The organism is Gilliamella sp. LMG 34362, from assembly GCF_984569125.1.
The window spans coordinates 283,220-300,341 of record NZ_OZ474902.1; the positions used below are offsets into that span (position 1 = coordinate 283,220).

18 protein-coding genes are annotated in these 17,122 nt (G+C 36.4%); 7 read left to right on the forward strand and 11 right to left on the reverse strand.

Annotated features, from left to right (window positions below; translation table 11 throughout):
• Positions 1 to 14 precede the first annotated feature (14 nt).
• From AC5LWZ_RS01385 to flgB, 8 genes are read right to left on the reverse strand one after another with little or no spacing between them, the layout of a single operon-like run.
• On the reverse strand, positions 15 to 1,121 hold the full coding sequence (locus AC5LWZ_RS01385; RefSeq protein ID WP_294884551.1) for a flagellar basal body P-ring protein FlgI: 1,107 nt from the start codon (positions 1,119 to 1,121) through the stop codon (positions 15 to 17).
• Positions 1,122 to 1,132: 11 nt separating this feature from the next.
• Positions 1,133 to 1,810, reverse strand: a complete 678-nt coding sequence (locus AC5LWZ_RS01390) for a flagellar basal body L-ring protein FlgH (protein ID WP_110448819.1) — start codon at positions 1,808 to 1,810, stop codon at positions 1,133 to 1,135.
• Positions 1,811 to 1,832: 22 nt separating this feature from the next.
• Positions 1,833 to 2,615, reverse strand: coding sequence for a flagellar basal-body rod protein FlgG (gene flgG / locus AC5LWZ_RS01395; protein ID WP_110448818.1), 783 nt, complete (start codon positions 2,613 to 2,615; stop codon positions 1,833 to 1,835).
• Positions 2,616 to 2,633: 18 nt separating this feature from the next.
• A complete protein-coding gene (locus tag AC5LWZ_RS01400; protein ID WP_493457926.1) occupies positions 2,634 to 3,389 on the reverse strand; it encodes a flagellar basal body rod protein FlgF in 756 nt (251 codons plus the stop codon).
• Positions 3,390 to 3,403: 14 nt separating this feature from the next.
• Positions 3,404 to 4,615, reverse strand: a complete 1,212-nt coding sequence (gene flgE / locus AC5LWZ_RS01405) for a flagellar hook protein FlgE (RefSeq protein ID WP_065579054.1) — start codon at positions 4,613 to 4,615, stop codon at positions 3,404 to 3,406.
• Positions 4,616 to 4,631: 16 nt separating this feature from the next.
• Entirely contained in the window at positions 4,632 to 5,351 is a 720-nt protein-coding gene (flgD, locus tag AC5LWZ_RS01410; RefSeq protein WP_065579055.1) for a flagellar hook assembly protein FlgD, read from the reverse strand.
• Between the two features lie 13 nt (positions 5,352 to 5,364).
• Positions 5,365 to 5,772, reverse strand: a complete 408-nt coding sequence (gene flgC / locus AC5LWZ_RS01415) for a flagellar basal body rod protein FlgC (protein WP_086353945.1) — start codon at positions 5,770 to 5,772, stop codon at positions 5,365 to 5,367.
• A 2-nt stretch (positions 5,773 to 5,774) separates the two neighbouring features.
• Positions 5,775 to 6,185, reverse strand: a complete 411-nt coding sequence (flgB, locus tag AC5LWZ_RS01420; RefSeq protein WP_198198737.1) for a flagellar basal body rod protein FlgB — start codon at positions 6,183 to 6,185, stop codon at positions 5,775 to 5,777.
• Positions 6,186 to 6,341: 156 nt separating this feature from the next.
• Here flgB and flgA point away from each other — a divergent pair, with 156 nt between their 5' ends.
• The 5 genes from flgA to flhA all read left to right on the forward strand — a co-directional run bounded on the left by flgA (position 6,342) and on the right by flhA (position 11,222).
• Complete coding sequence (gene flgA, locus AC5LWZ_RS01425; protein WP_110448816.1) at positions 6,342 to 7,004, forward strand: flagellar basal body P-ring formation chaperone FlgA; 663 nt, start codon at positions 6,342 to 6,344, stop codon at positions 7,002 to 7,004.
• A 78-nt stretch (positions 7,005 to 7,082) separates the two neighbouring features.
• On the forward strand, positions 7,083 to 7,382 hold the full coding sequence (flgM, locus tag AC5LWZ_RS01430) for a flagellar biosynthesis anti-sigma factor FlgM (RefSeq protein ID WP_065579058.1): 300 nt from the start codon (positions 7,083 to 7,085) through the stop codon (positions 7,380 to 7,382).
• A 23-nt stretch (positions 7,383 to 7,405) separates the two neighbouring features.
• Positions 7,406 to 7,840 (forward strand): flagella synthesis protein FlgN, encoded by a 435-nt coding sequence (locus AC5LWZ_RS01435; RefSeq protein ID WP_198222478.1) that lies wholly within the window; start codon positions 7,406 to 7,408, stop codon positions 7,838 to 7,840.
• Between the two features lie 143 nt (positions 7,841 to 7,983).
• Positions 7,984 to 9,114 (forward strand): flagellar biosynthesis protein FlhB, encoded by a 1,131-nt coding sequence (flhB, locus tag AC5LWZ_RS01440; protein WP_493463853.1) that lies wholly within the window; start codon positions 7,984 to 7,986, stop codon positions 9,112 to 9,114.
• A gap of 20 nt (positions 9,115 to 9,134) precedes the next feature.
• The gene (gene flhA, locus AC5LWZ_RS01445; RefSeq protein ID WP_493464167.1) at positions 9,135 to 11,222 is read left to right on the forward strand and encodes a flagellar biosynthesis protein FlhA; all 2,088 of its coding nucleotides are present in this window, start codon (positions 9,135 to 9,137) and stop codon (positions 11,220 to 11,222) included.
• Between the two features lie 47 nt (positions 11,223 to 11,269).
• Here the strand turns inward: flhA and AC5LWZ_RS01450 are convergent, their stop codons facing one another.
• The 3 genes from AC5LWZ_RS01450 to AC5LWZ_RS01460 form a co-directional block, all read right to left on the reverse strand.
• Positions 11,270 to 12,652: an NCS1 family transporter gene (locus tag AC5LWZ_RS01450; RefSeq protein ID WP_493463854.1), complete on the reverse strand. Its 1,383-nt coding sequence runs from the start codon at positions 12,650 to 12,652 to the stop codon at positions 11,270 to 11,272.
• A 49-nt stretch (positions 12,653 to 12,701) separates the two neighbouring features.
• A complete protein-coding gene (gene allB, locus AC5LWZ_RS01455) occupies positions 12,702 to 14,069 on the reverse strand; it encodes an allantoinase AllB (protein WP_493463855.1) in 1,368 nt (455 codons plus the stop codon).
• A gap of 345 nt (positions 14,070 to 14,414) precedes the next feature.
• Positions 14,415 to 15,050 carry an NAD(P)-dependent oxidoreductase gene (locus AC5LWZ_RS01460; RefSeq protein WP_086363605.1) on the reverse strand — a complete coding sequence of 212 codons (636 nt, stop codon included), beginning with the start codon at positions 15,048 to 15,050 and terminating at the stop codon, positions 14,415 to 14,417.
• A 134-nt stretch (positions 15,051 to 15,184) separates the two neighbouring features.
• Between AC5LWZ_RS01460 and AC5LWZ_RS01465 the strand changes: the two genes are divergently transcribed.
• Both AC5LWZ_RS01465 and treR read left to right on the forward strand, forming a co-directional pair.
• A complete protein-coding gene (locus AC5LWZ_RS01465; protein WP_086358394.1) occupies positions 15,185 to 15,529 on the forward strand; it encodes a winged helix-turn-helix transcriptional regulator in 345 nt (114 codons plus the stop codon).
• Positions 15,530 to 16,107: 578 nt separating this feature from the next.
• Positions 16,108 to 17,070 (forward strand): trehalose operon repressor TreR, encoded by a 963-nt coding sequence (treR, locus tag AC5LWZ_RS01470; protein ID WP_294884515.1) that lies wholly within the window; start codon positions 16,108 to 16,110, stop codon positions 17,068 to 17,070.
• The last annotated feature ends 52 nt before the right edge of the window (positions 17,071 to 17,122 follow it).

Here is a 17,122-nt window from a genome sequence, read left to right on the forward strand (position 1 = left end):
TCAATAGTTCTGCTTTAAATAGTTTCCAATGCGGCATGCAAACAACCCGCGGTTTTTAATGCTTCTAGTATTGACATTAACTCAGTAGGATTGGCACCTAATAAGTTAAGTGAATGAATAACTCGATTTAAATCGGCGCCAGACGCTAAATTCTGTAGTGCGCCACCATCTTGCTCGATAGTTACTTCATCATCTGGAACCACTGCTGTGTTGCCACCGGCGAGTGGTGTATTGGGTTGGCTAACTTTCAATTTGTTATTTACCACCACGGATAAATTGCCATGTGCAACGGCACAATTGTCTAATTGTACTTTTTGATTCATGACCACGACACCAGTACGTGTATTAATCACCACTTTAGCGGAAATAGGGCTAGCACTAATTTGGAGATTTTGAATTGTAGATAATAATTTAACTCTTGCTTGACTGTCTTGTGGCATAGTCAATTTTACGGTCATGCCATCTAAAGCAATGGCGATATTTTTTTGCACTTTGTTAATAGCATCAGCAATTTTTGTAGCCACAGTAAAATCAAAATAGTTAAGATGTAAATGAATAGTGCTGTTTTCATCTAAGCGTGTAACTAATTCTCTTTCGATGGTTGCACCGCTAGGAATGGTGGCACCAGCCATTTGGTTAACCGTTACACTACTGCTTCTACTGCTTGCCCCCATACCACCAACAAAAAGATTACCTTGTGCAATCGCATAAACTTGGTTATCGGCGCCTTTTAATGGTGTCATAATCAATGTACCACCACGCAGGCTTTTGGCGTTGCCTAATGACGAAACAACCACATCAATTTGTTGGCCAACACGCGCATAAGACGGTAATTTAGCCGTGACCATTACCGCTGCCACATTTTTTAACTGCATGTTGCTTCCTGATGGCACGGTAATACCTAATTGTGAGAGCATATTGGTGATACTTTGTATCGTAAATGGTGTCTGTGAAGTTTGGTCACCGGTACCGTCAAGCCCTACCACGATACCATAGCCGACTAAGGCATTTTCGCGAACGCCTTGTATTGTCACCAAATCTCTTATTCGCTCGGCATAACTAGAAGGGACAATCACTATTAGCAAAACAAAACAGATAAAAGTACGTAATTTATTTAGCATAATGATACTCATTAAAATGGCGAAAGATTAAAAAACAGGCGCTGTAACCAACCCATTGTTTGTGCTTCATCGATGTAGCCATTACCTACATATTCAATACGAGCATCAGCGACCTGAGTTGATATAACGGTATTACTACCACTTATTGTCCGAGGGTTAACAACACCTGAAAATCGAATAAATTCTGTGCCCTGATTTATTGCAATTTGTTTTTCACCAATCACTTTTAAATTACCATTAATCATGACATCTTGAACGGTGACGGTAATGGTACCGCTAAAGGTATTTTTAGCATTAGCACCACCAGAACCTTTAAAATCATTGCTACCTGAGATATCTGTATCTACTTTGCCTCGACCAACCAGCCCATCTAAAAAGTGCGGTACGGTTTTTACCCCTAAATTGACTCCACCATTACGGCCGGCATTAATGGATGAACTTTTACTTGCGCTAACGTTTTCTTGTAAAACAATCGTTAATACATCACCAATATTGCGTGGTCGACGATCTTCAAACATCGGTTGATAACCAAAACTACTTGGTTGTGAAGCTTGATAAATGGAACCACTGCTGTTCACAATTTCTGGCATTTTTGGAACAATACTGGTGTCGCCTTCAACTAATGCTTTTTTAGGTAATTGACTACAACCAACTAACGACAAAGTTATTAAAATATAAAGATATCTCATTACCGCTATCATTTTGTTAGATTTATAATTGATTTAAACGTTGCAACATTTGGTCAGATGCCGATATTGCTTTACTATTAATTTCGTAAGCACGTTGTACTTGAATCATATTAACCAACTCTTCGGCCACATTCACATTCGACGTTTCAATATAACCTTGGTATAGCAGTCCAGCACCATTCAGTCCCGGTGTATTTTCAGTTGGTGCACCAGAACTTTCGGTTTCTAGATATAGATTTTCACCAACGCTTTCTAATCCGGTGTCATTGATAAAAGTGTGTAATGTTAATTGACCAACTTGTACTTGAGTTGATTGATTAGCTAAGGTGACATTGACGATGCCATCACGTGCTACGGTCATTTTTATAGCATTGGATGGAATGTTGATTGTTGGTTGAATTTCATAACCAGCAGCTGTTACTAACTGACCATTTTGATTAACTTGAAAAGCGCCACTGCGGGTATAGGCTTGCGTTCCATCAGGCATAAGAACTTGGAAAAATCCTTGTCCATTAATGGCAATATCACTACTGTTATCGGTTAATTCTAAATTACCTTGGCTATGAATTCGTTCGGTTGCAACTGGCCTTACACCAGTACCAATTTGTAATCCTGATGGTAATGTTGTTTGTTCTGAAGATTGCGCTCCTGGTTGGCGAACTGTTTGGTATAACAGATCTTCAAAAACGGCGCGTTGGCGTTTAAAACCCCCTGTACTAACGTTGGCTAAATTATTGGAAATAATATCCATATTCATTTGTTGCGCAGTTAAACCGGTTTTTGCAATCCATAATGATTTAATCATTGCTGTTTCCTATTTTAGTTAAGTTAACGATAATATTTGGTTGGCTTTTTGGGCATTTTCGTCGGCAGTGGTAATTTGTTTCATCTGCATTTCAAATTGACGTGAATGGCTAATTAGATTCACCATTGCCGTTACCGGATTAACATTACTGCCTTCGAGTACTCCAGACATCAATTTTGCATTAGGGTTATCTTGTAACACGGCACCACGATTATTTATGGTTGTCTCAGTTGCATGGAAAAATCCATCATCACCACGTACCAATTCATTGCGTTCAAGGTGAACTTTTTTTATTTTTCCTACTTGGGCAATGGTGGTGCGTTTATCGCCAGCACCTAAAGCTGATAAAGTCCCATCAGTACTGACACTAACTTGTGAACGCTGAGGTACTGTTAATACGCCATTATCACCAAGTAACGGAAAGCCTTGAATGTTAAGTGTGCCGTTTTCATCGATTTGAATCGCACCATTACGGGTATATCCTTCACTGCCATCAGCTAACTGTACTGCTAGCCAATCGTCTTGGGATAAAGCAACATCTAAATTGCGTCCAGTGTAATTAAAGGCACCGATTGTTGAATCATAGGTTGGCGTAGTTGCCGTTACCATAGTTCTTGTCGGCATACTACTACCGACAATGGGAACGGCTTTCATTGCTGTTAATTGCGCCCGAAAGCCAACTGTCGATACATTAGCTAAATTATGACTAGTTATGGACTGTTGATTTAATGTTTGGCTTGCGCCAGACATAGCAGTATAAATAACGCGATCCATAAATACTCCTTAAATTATCTTAAATTAACCAATGTATTAAGAATTTGATCCTGAGTTTTGATGGTTTGTGAATTAGATTGATAATTACGTTGGGCAACAATCATATTGACTAACTCTTGGCTCATATCGACATTGGATGATTCAACTGCACCACTGGTTAGTAAACCAAAAGTACCAGTATTAGCTGAGCCTAATACTTCACCACCAGATTTAAGGGTCGCCCGCCAGTTATTGTTACCGGCTGATTCTAAGCCATTAACATTGGCAAAATCAGCCATGGCAATTTGGCCTAATAACATCGTTTGTTGGTTAGAATAGACGCCATAAATTGAGCCATCATCACTGATACTATAGCCAACCAGATCACCAGCGGCATAACCATCAACGACAGGGGTTTTAATGCTACCGACTTCTTTACCCATATTTTGTTGAGTACTGTTTGCTAATGACAGCGTGAAGCTATTGTCGGCTGAACCATTAAGCCCATTAATATTAATCGTCATTTCTGGATCACTAATTAATTTGCCTGATGAATCAAACTCCATTTGCCCTAATGCTTGTAGGCTTGCGTTAGGATCACTACTATCAAGATAATGAACATCCCATTGATTATCAGCCGTTTTAACATAAAAAAGCTGAACATTACGTTGATTACCTAAAGAATCATAAGTGGTGATCGTGGTTGAATAATTAAAGGTATCAGCATCGGTGGCATTAATTGGTTGTTTTTCAGGTACTTTGCTATTTGAATTTAAATTTGTTTGCAAAGAGGCTTTATTGGTTGCTGATGCATTTAACATCTCTTGTGAAATCTTTAATGGGCCTGGTGCTGAACCTTGTTGGATCTGTGGTGGTGTGCCTGTGGCAAGATAACCGGTTAATTGAAAACCATCCGCTGAGATAATATTGCGATCAGCATCTAATTGAAACTGGCCATTACGGGTATAATAGATTTGACCACTACTATCAACTAAGCGGAAAAAGCCATTACCAGAGATAGCAACATCTAGACTATTATTGGTTGACGTTGTGGTGCCATCATTAAAATTTTGCATAACCGCAGCCACTTTGACGCCCATTCCTACTTTTGAACCAGCATAGATATCGGCAAATGAAATGCTAGCACTTTTAAAGCCAACTGTTGCAGAATTGGCAATATTATTACCAATAACATCTAATTGTTTTGATGCGGCATTCATACCACTAATTGCTTGAGAAAATCCCATATTAACTTATTCCCCTTTAAAGAATTTGACGTACTTCGTCAATACTAATTGAACCAAGTATCCCTAAATCAAGTAATACTTTATTATTAACTTTGCTATTAATTACGCCGTACACAACCGAGTAAGATAGTGGTGTGGATGATACTTTTTGCCCGTCATAAGTGGCATTAACCGAAAACGTATAACTACCATCAGGCGCCAGTGTTCCATCATTCAGTTCCCCATCCCAAGTAAAAGAGCTAACTCCAGCAGGAATCGAACCTAAATCGACCTCACGTACAACATTGCCATTTTCATCTTTGATGGTAATGACCACTGACTCAGCATCACGCATAAGTTCAAAGCCAAATGGTGTGGTAATAGTTTCTTTTTCGCTTTCCGAACCTTCCACTTCTGATGTAGCGACTAAAATTTTATTACCTGGAACCATGACACCTTTACCAATCATGTTGCTGGCATTGACTGATAAGCTATCGTCAATTTGGCCTGAAACCATACCTAATGTGGTATTCAGTCGTTCGATACCCGCTAACGTATTGATTTGAGCTAATTGCGAGGTTAACTGACTGTTATCCATTGGATTGGTAGGATCTTGATTTTTCATTTGGGCAATAAGTAATGTTAAGAAATTATCTTGTAGTTCCTGACTAGAGTTACCATCAGACGTACCTTTCTTTAGCGCTTGTGGACTGGCCATATTAGTTGATTCTGAAACTGCTACATTTGAGATACCCATCAATTACGCCCTTTTATTGTCCTAGAGTCAGTGTTTTTAGCATTAAGCTTTTTGCGGTGTTAATCACTTCTACATTTGCTTGGTAGCTACGAGATGCAGAAATGGTATTAACCATCTCTGCTACTACATCAACGTTAGGTTTTTGAATATAGCCTTGTTCATCAGCTAAAGGATGATTAGGTTCATAAACTAAATTCATTGGCGCAGGATCTTCAATAACTTGTGCTACTTTTACTCCAGCAACACTATTGGAATAACCATTGTCATCGACTTGAAAGATAACTTGTTTGGCTCGATAAGCTTGACCAGAAGTACTGGTAACACTATCCGCATTAGCTAAATTACTGGCACTGACATTCATTCGTTGTGTTTGTGCCATTAAGGCTGAACCAGAAACCGAAAAAATAGAGAAGCTCATGATGATTATCCTTGCTGTAATACCGAAATGACATTTTTAAACTGTTCACCTAAAAAGGTTAAATTACTTTGATAGTGGATACTGTTATCCATAAAAGCAGTTCGTTCTTGATCCATCTCAACAGTGTTGCCATCAGCAGATGATTGATAAGGAATACGATAAAGAAGATTATAATTAGTGAAATCAGCGCTAGTTATTTGAATATGTTTTGCAGAAGTAATAGTTAGTTTTATATTATTGTGGGTCGATTGATTATTGATGGCTCTGTTTAATTCAGTATTAAAATCAATGTCCCGCGCTTGGTAATTAGGCGTATCACTATTAGCAATATTGGTTGCAAGTATATTTTGACGGTTTTCACGAACATTGAGTGCTTGTTGGTGAAAATTAACGAAAGTATCTAATTTATTTAGCATAAAATCATCTCATCATGATAGATAAAAAGAATTTTAAGCAAATCAAAAAAAAATCATCGTATAAATAACGATAAAAATTGCCCTTATTTCAACATTCGATAGGTGAGTTTATAAAGTACAATTTAGTTATCAATAATTATATGAACCCCGACAAATATGCCTCAGATTATTAGATTGTTGTTTCTTTTTTGTATGTTAGGTAGTTCAAAAATAGTTTGTGCCACTGCACTTGAAAAACAAATTAGTGATCTGATCCATCAACAACTTATTGATGTGAATGTTGATAAAGTTGTCATTAATTATCCAACTGCAAAACCGCAATTAAGTTGTGACTCACCAACATTGGCAATATTGAATAAAAATAAACAATGGGGCAATTTAACGATTACCGCCAGATGTGAAAATATCACTAAATATATCCAGATATACGTCGCTGTGAGTGGTCATTATGTTATTGCTAAACAAGCAATTAGTGCAGGAACATTAATTACTGAACAACTGGTAAAAATGCAACCTGGTCAGTTAGATAAATTACCAGCAACAGTAATTTTAAATCAATCTGAAGTTATCAATCATCTTGCTTTACGTAATATTAATGATGGTGAAGTAATAAAAAATTCAATGCTGCAGAAAAACTGGTATGTTAAAGTCGGTCAAACCGTAAAGGTCATTATTAATGGCGAAGGTTACTCAATTGCAACGCATGGCAAGACATTAAGTAATGGGGCATTGGGAGAATCAATTAATATTAAACTTAATACGGGTAATGTTGTTGAAGGTGTTGTTAGTGAAAAAGCTATCACTATTATCAATAAATAAAATTAATGATTTTTTGATTTTTGCCGATAATTAGACTAAACCAACCCTATAAACCTTGACTTGAATTAAAGGAATTTTATGAGTATAGATGCAACAAAATTGGTTACAGCAGTATCGGGATTGCTAAATCGTGATTTAATAAATGGACAAAATAAAGAAACTAAAGCATCTGTGCAAACGTCAAATAGCTTAAATTTGAATAGCAATGTCAAATTGAGCCAAAACACTATCGCATTATTACATTCGACTGAAAATGATATTGATATTAGTAAAATTGAGAAAATAAAACAGGCCATTACTAATGGTAACTTAGTCATCAATCCAAATAAAATTGCAGACGAAATTATTAAGCAAACTCTTGAAGAGATTGAAAGCTAATTAATTTTTGAAGGAATATCATAATGTTAGAGTTAGATAACATTTTTCATAATGTAACAGTCATGTTGCAATCACTTTCAGATATTCTAGAGTCTGAACAGCAAATCCTAATTGGGACTAATACAATTAGCCAATTAAATGACGTTATAAATCAAAAAAGCCAATTACTTATCGAGTTAAAGTTACTTGATGAAAAACGGCTAAAAGTAAGTGCACGCTATAATATCCAATCACCTTATAGTGAAAACCCTGAGCTAGCGTTGAAATGGCAAGCCATCACTAATACCACTCAGCGATTAGCTCAAATCAATCGAGATAACGGTATACTTATTCAAAATCGTATGAATATGACACAACAATCGATTGATTATTTGAAAAGTATTAATAACCCCGCGGTTTACACTTATCACGGTTATCAACAGCCTGAAACGATTTCATCTAAACGTGCTAAAGTTTAATCATTTTAATGCTATTTAAAGCTAAACGAGCTAAATAACCAGTAATTTGGGGTCTTATTAAGCCAATAACTTTAATCAGTTGCGTTCATACTGTGCTATCAAAGTAAAGTGTAATTAGACAGTAAAATTGGTTTAACTGATATATGGCTGATGATAGTGATCTAGATAAAAGTGAACAACCCACCGATAGTAAATTAAAAAAGGCTAAGGAAAAGGGTCAAATTCCTCGATCTCGTGAGTTAACATCGCTAATGATATTGTTAGTTGGCATTATGTTATTTTGGATAATGGGAACACATTTTGTCAGCAAATTAAAAGCAATTATTCAACAAGCCATGTTAGTTGCCCACCGAACCGATGATGATAAACAGATTATTTTCAATTTAATTAATTTATTAACCGCTGGATTTTGGGCGATTTTACCTATTTTTGTGGGATTAGTTATTGTTGCTATCATTGCTCCGCTTAGTGTTGGTGGTTTGCTGTTTAGTCTACAATCGATTAAGCCTAATTTAGGCAAATTGAATCCTATTAGTGGGTTTAAACGGTTATTTAGTCTTCGAATTTTTTCAGAACTGTTTAAAAGTATTCTTAAAGTGGTTTTAATCGCTTTTGCTGCTGCCCTATTTTTGATACATCAATTTCCCAATATGCTGGTACTACCCAGTATGTATTTAAATAATGCATTATCTCAAGTAATGCAATTGCTGATTTACGCTAGTTTATTGATTGTATTAGCCTTAATACCAATGGTAGGTTTTGATATTTTTTACCAAATATGGAGCAATTTGAAAAAGTTAAAAATGTCGAAGCAAGAAGTGAAAGATGAGTTTAAAGAGCAAGAAGGTAATCCGCAAATTAAAGGGCGTATTCGACAAATGCAGCAGGCAATGGCAAGGCGTAGGATGATGAAAGATGTCCCTAAAGCTAATGTTATTGTTACCAACCCAACCCATTATGCAGTTGCTCTGCAATATGATGAAAAAACCATGAGTGCGCCCAAGATATTGGCTAAAGGTACCGATAATATAGCGAGCAAAATTAAACAAATTGCTCAAGAGCATCAGATCCCGCAATTAGAAGCGCCACCTTTAGCTCGAGCATTATATCGCCATGGTGAGATAGGTAAATCAATACCAGCAGAGCTCTATGCTGCGGTAGCACAAATTCTCGCCTGGGTTTATCAATTAAAAAGATGGCATAGATATGGTGGTGAAAAACCACTCAAACCAACCAATTTATCAATCCCAGAATCTTTATCTGTGAATAAATAAAGGTAATTGTAATTGTTATGATGAAATCAAAATTAACTAATCTATTATCAATAAATAGCTTAAAAAGTGGTCATTATCGAATTTTAACTGGGCCAATGTTGATTTTATTGATTCTTTCGATGATGGTATTACCTTTACCCGCATTTATTTTAGATCTCTTTTTTACTTTTAATATTGCCTTATCGATTATCATTTTGATTGTGGCACTGTTTACTAAGCGAGTTCTTGATTTTGCCGCTTTTCCCACCGTTTTATTGTTTGCAACTTTATTGCGCTTATCCCTTAATGTTGCCTCAACTAGAGTGGTGTTACTAAAAGGCCATACTGGTAGTGACGCGGCTGGTCGAGTAATTGAAGCTTTTGGCCACTTTTTAGTTGGTGGTAATTTTGCCATTGGTATTGTTGTGTTTATCATTTTAGTTATTATTAACTTTATGGTAATCACTAAAGGCGCTGGTCGGATAGCTGAAGTAGGTGCTCGCTTCGCATTAGATGGTATGCCGGGTAAGCAAATGGCTATTGATGCCGACCTTAATGCTGGATTAATCGGTGAGGATGAAGCTAAAGCTCGGCGTGCAGAAGTTACTCAAGAAGCCGATTTTTATGGCTCCATGGACGGGGCAAGTAAATTTGTGCGTGGTGACGCTATCGCTGGTTTATTGATTATGGCGATTACCATTGTTGGTGGCTTATTAGTTGGGGTGATGCAGCATGGTATGACATTATCCGATGCCAGTACAACCTATGTGCTATTAACTATTGGTGATGGATTAGTTGCGCAAATTCCTTCCCTAATTATTTCCACTGCTGCCGGTGTTATTGTGACGCGAGTCACTTCACAAGAAAACATCAGTGACCAAATGTTAAAGCAGTTATTTAATAATCCACAAGTATTAATCTTAACTGCGGTTGTAATTGGGTTACTTGGCCTTATTCCGGGTATGCCAAATTTAGTATTTTTAATGTTTACGGCTATTTTATCGCTCATTTCGTGGTGGTTAAGCAAACAAAAGAAACTTGAAAAATCAGTCTCTACTCCGCAACAAAATATAGCAGCAACTAAACCGTCAAATGTTGACGCTTCATGGTCTGATGTCAATATTGAAGATATTTTAGCGATGGAAGTTGGATATGGCTTAATCCCTATGGTTGATCAAAACCAAAATGGTGAATTACTTGGCCGAATTCGCAGTTTACGCAAAAAGTTTGCCCAAACATTAGGTTTTTTACCACCACAAGTACATATTCGCGATAACCTCTCATTATCACCTTATCAATATAAAATTTTTATAAAGGGTGGCGAGATAGGCCAAGGTGAAATTATGAATAACAAGTGGTTAGCGATTAATCCTGGCACAGTGACCGAACAAATTGATGGAATTGCAACAACTGAACCCGCATTTGGTTTACCTGCGGTTTGGATAGATACCAATAATAAAGAAGCGGCCCAAATATTAGGTTATACCGTGGTTGATACCAGTACCATGATTGCTACTCACTTTAATCATTTATTGCATCAATTTGCCAGTGATCTATTAGGGCGTTTAGAAACGCAAGAATTACTGGATCGCATCAAACAAGATATTCCTAAATTAGTCGAGGATTTTATTCCTGGTGTCGTGCCATTAACCACGTTTCATAAAATTTTACAAAACTTGTTGGCCGAAAAAGTCTCTATTCGTGATATGCGTACGATTATTGAGACAATTTGTGAACAAGCACCTAACCAAAATGATGCTTACCATTTACTTAGTATTGTTAGAATAGCATTGGGTAGAGTGATTACTCAGCAGTGGTTTCCGGGGACAGAGCCGGTAAAAGTGATTGGATTAAGTATCAGTTTAGAGCGAATATTACTGCAAGCGTTACAAAATACCAGTAATGTTGAGCCAGGTTTGGCGGAACATATACTCCAACAGCTTCAGCAAGCCCTTAATCAGCAAGATGCAATTGGTGCACCGCCAGTTTTATTAGTTAATCATACTTTGCGGGCTATGCTGGCGCAGTTTTTAAGACCTAACTTTCCACAATTAGCGGTATTATCAAATTTAGAAATTAGCGATAATCGTGAAATTAAGGTGACCTGTCAAATTGGTAGTGAATCATGATGATAACATTGAATTTACTACCTAATTTTGCTGGTCACTTAATTGAGCTATTTCTTTTCAAAAATAGTTCCTTTTTTGAACGGCGAATCTGTAAAGGTAAATTTGGTTAATAAAATATAACTAATTCCACCAACAACAAAACCGACAATCCATGTTAAGCTAACTTCATAAAATGCAGCCGCTGAGCCAATCAGCATTGCTAAAATCGCTGCAGGGTTAAAACCAGCAAATTGACCGTTATTATCATATAGCGTGTTTACATCAATTTTTTGTCGACGTAACAGATAATATTCCACCAATAAAATTGCTACAATTGGCCCTAAAAATGCCGAATAAATTAAGATAAATAAACCTAATCCTTTAGCTGACGTATCTTGAACTAACACCCATGGGAAAGAAGCAATAGCTAATAAACCCGTAATGGTTACCGCCACTTTATATTTCGCTTTAGTTAATAAAGTAATTACGTAAGCAGGTGGGATGATGTTAGCAACAATATTTACGGCAATGGTACCTAATACAATAAAGGATGAGACTACAATGGTAATATATGGATTATTTACTACAATGGCGAACGCTTTAACTGGGTTCGAGTTACCGGTGACTGATGCTAACATTACACCAATAGTAATAATAAAGCCGTAAGCGACAAAAATGGGTAAAAAATAGAGTAGGCCACGTTTGCGATTGCTAAAACCTGATTTTAGTTCTCGTGAATAATCAGCTGCACTAAGAAAAATTGCTGCATAATTACCCAAGAACATCATAATAAAGCCACAAAATGGTAGTCCCCAAGTTCCTTCGGCATTTACCCATTTATCGATAATAATATCTTGGTGATTGTTGAGTAATAGAATAAAGACATAAACTAATGCACACAGAATCACCACTGAAATTAGGGTTTCGACCCATTTTATAGCATGGAATCCATATAGTGATAAGGCTATTTGGAAAAATTGTAAAATAAGGAAACAAATAAATACATTATCGAAATCACCATTAGATAATATTTTTACAATCTCATTGAGTGCCGTGGCACCGATCCAGCTTTGAAAACCATACCAAACAATAGCAGGAATACCGCGGAGCAATGAAGAAATAATCGCACCTTTTATGCCAAATGACATTCGCAATTGCACGACATAAGGAATACCTGATCGATATCCTAGACGATCATTAAAGACAAAAATTGTGGTAATGATTAATATTGCGATAAACGTTGCGGCAAACGTTTGGAAAATATTCATGGTGGCGACACCAGCTACGACTAAGCTAGCACCTAAGGTCATATTACCCAAATTCATACCATCACCAATCCACATAAAGGCATAAGCCAAAGGATTCATTGTTCTATCTTTGCTAGATTTGGGTAATAACGAACTATCAATCTGCAATGGTGTCGTCGATGACTGTGCTGTGTTATTCTTCATTATTTTCCTTTCCTACATATTTTATTTTTTTATCGTTTTAATTTTATGATTAACGTCGAATAAAACTACCTCTCGGCGTTGCATCAATACCAGAATCAATCTGATAAATGGTTTTTCCTCGTAATATGGTTTGCACAACTTGAGCACCAATTAGTCTACCCACATAAGGGCTAAATTTATTACGATATTCGAGATCTTGTGCAGTTAAAACATAGTCTGAATGAGGTTTTATAAAGATAATATCTGCGTCTTTACCAACTTGAATTGATCCCTTGGTGGGTAAGTTATATCTTTCGGCTGGATTTTTAGCGATGATATCGGCAAACTGTTTTAATGACATACCGCGTTTTTGAACGGCTTCATCAAACAAAATATCGACATTATTTTGCACACCTGAAATTCCTCCCCATGCATCAAACGCATTGGCTTTATCTTTTAAATCGTAGGTACATGGTGAATGGTCAGATACGGCGGTGATAATGTGGCCGGCAAAGAGATATTTCCACAAACCTTCTTGTGCTTGTTGATCACGGATTGGCGGAGAACATTTTGCAATTGGGCCAATTGCATCTAATTGATCTGTAGTGAAATAGAGGTAATGAATACAGGTTTCACAAGTGACATTAACACCTTCTTGACGTGCTTTTATTACTTCTTCAACTCCTTCTGGACAAGCTACATGGCAAATATGAATTGGGCAACCGGTTTGTTTGGCAAAAAAGATAGCTCGGCGAATAGCTTCTACTTCAGTGAATGCCGGACGAGTTGCTACGTATTGTGATAATTTGCTTTCCCCTCGTTCTTTGGCTTGTTGTCCCAAAATATCTGTGATTGCTGCATTTTCGGCATGAATAGCTAAAACTTTACCGGTTTTGGCTATTTGGCGCATCCCTTCCCATAATGCATAATCATTAACATTAGCGAAATCACCGTCAAGATTTGGGTCACCACAGGTTGCCATAAAGCATTTAAACGCAGCAACACCTTCTTGAACTTGTTCTTCAATACCATTATTGGTTAGGTTGTAGGGAACTAATCCACCATATGAAGCAACATCAACATATAATTTACCTTCGCCAGCAGCATATTTGGTACGCAGTGTTTCACCGCTGGTAGTGGCAGGAAGTTGATTTAATGGCATTTCGACAAAAGTTGTCACCCCACCTTTTGCACATGCTTTGGTTCCAGTAACATAACCTTCCCATTCATGGCGGACACCGCCAGGTTCGCTAATATGCACATGAATATCAACCATTCCCGGGCTGACAATTAAACCTTCAGCATCGATAATTTGCTCTGCTTGCTCCAAATTAGGGCCAATAGCAGCAATTTTGCCATTTTTTATTGCAATGTCAGTATTAGTCTCGCCTGATTCGAGAATAACAATACCATTTTTAATGATTAGATCGTACTGCATAAGCGTTTTCCCAAGTAAAGTGATAACAAATTAAACACATAATAATTCATATTATCAGTATTATTGGCATTATCAAATTATTCATAATAATCTTTTATTTATGCAATAAGCATGCCAATAATTGAACAGTTAACCGATAACTGGTCTAATCTAATTTTTTCAATTGTTAGCGCACTAAAATGATCCATTTATATACCAAAGGTTGGTGTTTTTGCACTATTTTGGTTTGTTGGCGTGAGTGAACAAATATGGTTAGTCGAGTGGAAAGTTTAAATGATTTTCCTTACATTAAAATAACCGTTTGTATATAGGCTATCTTAATGTAAGGTTATTTATCGATATCTATTATTCAGCGACAACAGTGAAACGTTGTTTGATATGTTGGGCTTTTTCTGCTTCATCAATCATAGCGACCGCATAGTCAGCGTAGCTGATTTGACTTTTACCTTGGCTGTTAACTAAGAATTGCTCGCCACCAACAGTATAATGACCAGTTCTTGCTCCATCAGCAATAAACTCAATTGCTGGGCTTAAATAGGTCCATTGCACATCATCACAGGTTCTTAGTTGATCTAAAGCTTTCGCCATATTGTTGGCTAATGGTTTAAATTCATCAGGGAAATCTGGTGAATCGGCTAAACGAACGGTATGCTCTGGGTCGACGTATAAACTGCCGGCACCACCAACAACTAATAAACGGTTAGGTTTACCGCTTAAAATATCGGTTAAATGTTTAAGGCTAGTTTGATGTAATGGTAATGATTCAGGTGTCCAAGTACCAAATGCATCAATAATCACATCAAATGGTTTTAAATCGTCATAAGTTAATTGAAATAGATCTTTAACTAATACTTTCGCTTTTGCGTCGCTATTTGAACTTGGTTTACGTACGATAGCTGTGACATCATGTCCTCGTGATAATGCTTCTTTAACCAATAGTTGTCCTGATTTACCATTTGCACCAATGACTGCAATTTTCATCTTGTTCTCCTTAATACGACTTAGATAAATTAATTTTTTTAGCTTAATATCCAAAGTTTCTATTGTAAAGTAGGTACCAAGTAGTAATATAGTTACCGTTTAGATACTATTGTTGAAATTAAAGGAATTTTGTTATGCAGGCAATTGAAAATTTACCGCCATGTCCTGTTGAAACCACCTTATTATTAATGGGTGACAAATGGAAAGTCCTAATTGTGCGAGATTTACTGACAGGTACCAAACGTTTTGGTGAACTGAAAAAATCACTAAATGGTATATCACAAAAAGTGCTTACTTCTCATCTACGTACTATGGAAAAAAATGGCCTAATCACCCGTAAAGTATACCCACAAGTGCCACCTAAAGTGGAATATACCTTAACTGAAGTCGGAGAAAGTTTAAAACAAGTACACGATGCGATGTTAGATTGGGGAAGTATCTACAAATCAAAATATAGCACTAAAACGAGTAGGGTTTAAGTTTACTCAGAAAAGGGGCTATTCTGCCCTTTTTTAATAAGTATGCTTGGCGCTTAGCCATCAAATTCTTCCCAACCAAAATAAAATTCATCTCGGTTTAGATTTATATTACAAGCAATAATTATTGTCTTTGGATAAGGGTTTTGTTCAGTCTTCGATGTGGTATATTTATAGTAATTATAGTAATCGTCAATACCATCCCAGCGTAGTATTTGTTAAATACAATAAAGCTGAGATTCTATGCTATCGTCTTTCCTATAGCTAATGCTGTGGTTGATAAATCCAATATAATCAATGTAATGATTAAAAATTACTTATTGAGTCAATTTAAATTTTTAAATAATGGCAGTCATGAGAATAATTGACTTTGCTATCAAGATTTCGCAGTCGATAACAATAAATCGATTACTAGCAATATATGCTGATGATTATAATAAAAACAAATTAAAACAATACACTAATGTTATTTTTGAATAATAGATTAAGTTGTTTTGCCACCGCATAATAAGCGTCAATATCGCTATTTTCTTTAATCTGTATTACTATGATTTAATTGATATTCATTCAACAAATTGATTATGAGTAAATCATCAACTAATTTAACCATTAAAGATATAGCTAAATTAAGTGGCGTCAGTAAATCGACGGTTTCACGAGTGATTAATCATGATCCTATGGTGAAGGAATCAACTCGCAATAAAGTGATGGCAATTGTTGAACAATATCAATTCACTCCTTCTAAATCAGCAAGAGCAATGCGCGGTTATGGGAATAAGGTTATCGGTATTATTGTCACACGCCTTGATTCAATATCTGAAAATCATGCAGTGCAAAGTATGTTGCCGATTTTTTATGCTAATGGCTATGATCCTATAATTATCGAGAGTCAATTTAGTGCCGCAAAAGTCGCCGAACATCTGACGATGTTAAGAGAAAAACAAGCTGATGGTATTATTGTGTTTGCTTTTACGGGATTGGACAGTTCATTGTTAACGGTTTGGCAACATAAATGTGTGGTGATTGCTAGGCCATTTTCAGCTTATTCTTGTATTTGTTATGATGATATTGGTGCAGTAAATAAAGCACTAACTTACTTATATCAATCAGAAAAACATAAAAAAATAGGTTTTATTGGCGTTGATAAGCAAGATCAAACTACTGGTGGTTTACGTTATCAGGCCTATATTGATTTTTGTACTACCTATAAAATTCAACCCAACGCCGTACTTGGTAATTTAAGTTATTATTCTGGTTATGAGCTTGCCGAATCGGTGTTAGTTCACTCACCAACAGCGATAGTTTGTGCTACTGATTCGATTGCTTTAGGCTTAAATAAATTTTTATCGGAAAAAAATATTAATAATATTATTGTTATTAGTATCGGTAGTAGTGAGTTGCTAAATTTCTTATTTTCTCAAACGATAACGGTTGATCTTGGTTTCGATAAAGCTGGCATCTATGCGGCAAACGAGCTATTACTAATGTTAGAAAAACAGGTAAACGCTAAAATTATTACTGTTCCATCCCAACTACTGAAATAACTCACTGTGTATCGCATTTAGTTGTGATTGTCTGAAAATTGTGAGGTTTATC

What these genes read in the sequence shown, in the direction of transcription:
- AC5LWZ_RS01385 (WP_294884551.1), bottom strand. Translation starts at nt 1,121, where the DNA reads ATGCTAAATAAATTACGTACTTTTATCTGTTTTGTTTTGCTAATAGTG.
- AC5LWZ_RS01390 (WP_110448819.1), bottom strand. Translation starts at nt 1,810, where the DNA reads ATGAGATATCTTTATATTTTAATAACTTTGTCGTTAGTTGGTTGTAGT.
- flgG (WP_110448818.1), bottom strand. Translation starts at nt 2,615, where the DNA reads ATGATTAAATCATTATGGATTGCAAAAACCGGTTTAACTGCGCAACAA.
- AC5LWZ_RS01400 (WP_493457926.1), bottom strand. Translation starts at nt 3,389, where the DNA reads ATGGATCGCGTTATTTATACTGCTATGTCTGGCGCAAGCCAAACATTA.
- flgE (WP_065579054.1), bottom strand. Translation starts at nt 4,615, where the DNA reads ATGGGATTTTCTCAAGCAATTAGTGGTATGAATGCCGCATCAAAACAA.
- flgD (WP_065579055.1), bottom strand. Translation starts at nt 5,351, where the DNA reads ATGGGTATCTCAAATGTAGCAGTTTCAGAATCAACTAATATGGCCAGT.
- flgB (WP_198198737.1), bottom strand. Translation starts at nt 6,185, where the DNA reads ATGCTAAATAAATTAGATACTTTCGTTAATTTTCACCAACAAGCACTC.
- flgA (WP_110448816.1), top strand. Translation starts at nt 6,342, where the DNA reads ATGCCTCAGATTATTAGATTGTTGTTTCTTTTTTGTATGTTAGGTAGT.
- flgM (WP_065579058.1), top strand. Translation starts at nt 7,083, where the DNA reads ATGAGTATAGATGCAACAAAATTGGTTACAGCAGTATCGGGATTGCTA.
- AC5LWZ_RS01435 (WP_198222478.1), top strand. Translation starts at nt 7,406, where the DNA reads ATGTTAGAGTTAGATAACATTTTTCATAATGTAACAGTCATGTTGCAA.
- flhB (WP_493463853.1), top strand. Translation starts at nt 7,984, where the DNA reads ATGGCTGATGATAGTGATCTAGATAAAAGTGAACAACCCACCGATAGT.
- flhA (WP_493464167.1), top strand. Translation starts at nt 9,135, where the DNA reads ATGAAATCAAAATTAACTAATCTATTATCAATAAATAGCTTAAAAAGT.
- AC5LWZ_RS01450 (WP_493463854.1), bottom strand. Translation starts at nt 12,652, where the DNA reads ATGAAGAATAACACAGCACAGTCATCGACGACACCATTGCAGATTGAT.
- allB (WP_493463855.1), bottom strand. Translation starts at nt 14,069, where the DNA reads ATGCAGTACGATCTAATCATTAAAAATGGTATTGTTATTCTCGAATCA.
- AC5LWZ_RS01460 (WP_086363605.1), bottom strand. Translation starts at nt 15,050, where the DNA reads ATGAAAATTGCAGTCATTGGTGCAAATGGTAAATCAGGACAACTATTG.
- AC5LWZ_RS01465 (WP_086358394.1), top strand. Translation starts at nt 15,185, where the DNA reads ATGCAGGCAATTGAAAATTTACCGCCATGTCCTGTTGAAACCACCTTA.
- treR (WP_294884515.1), top strand. Translation starts at nt 16,108, where the DNA reads ATGAGTAAATCATCAACTAATTTAACCATTAAAGATATAGCTAAATTA.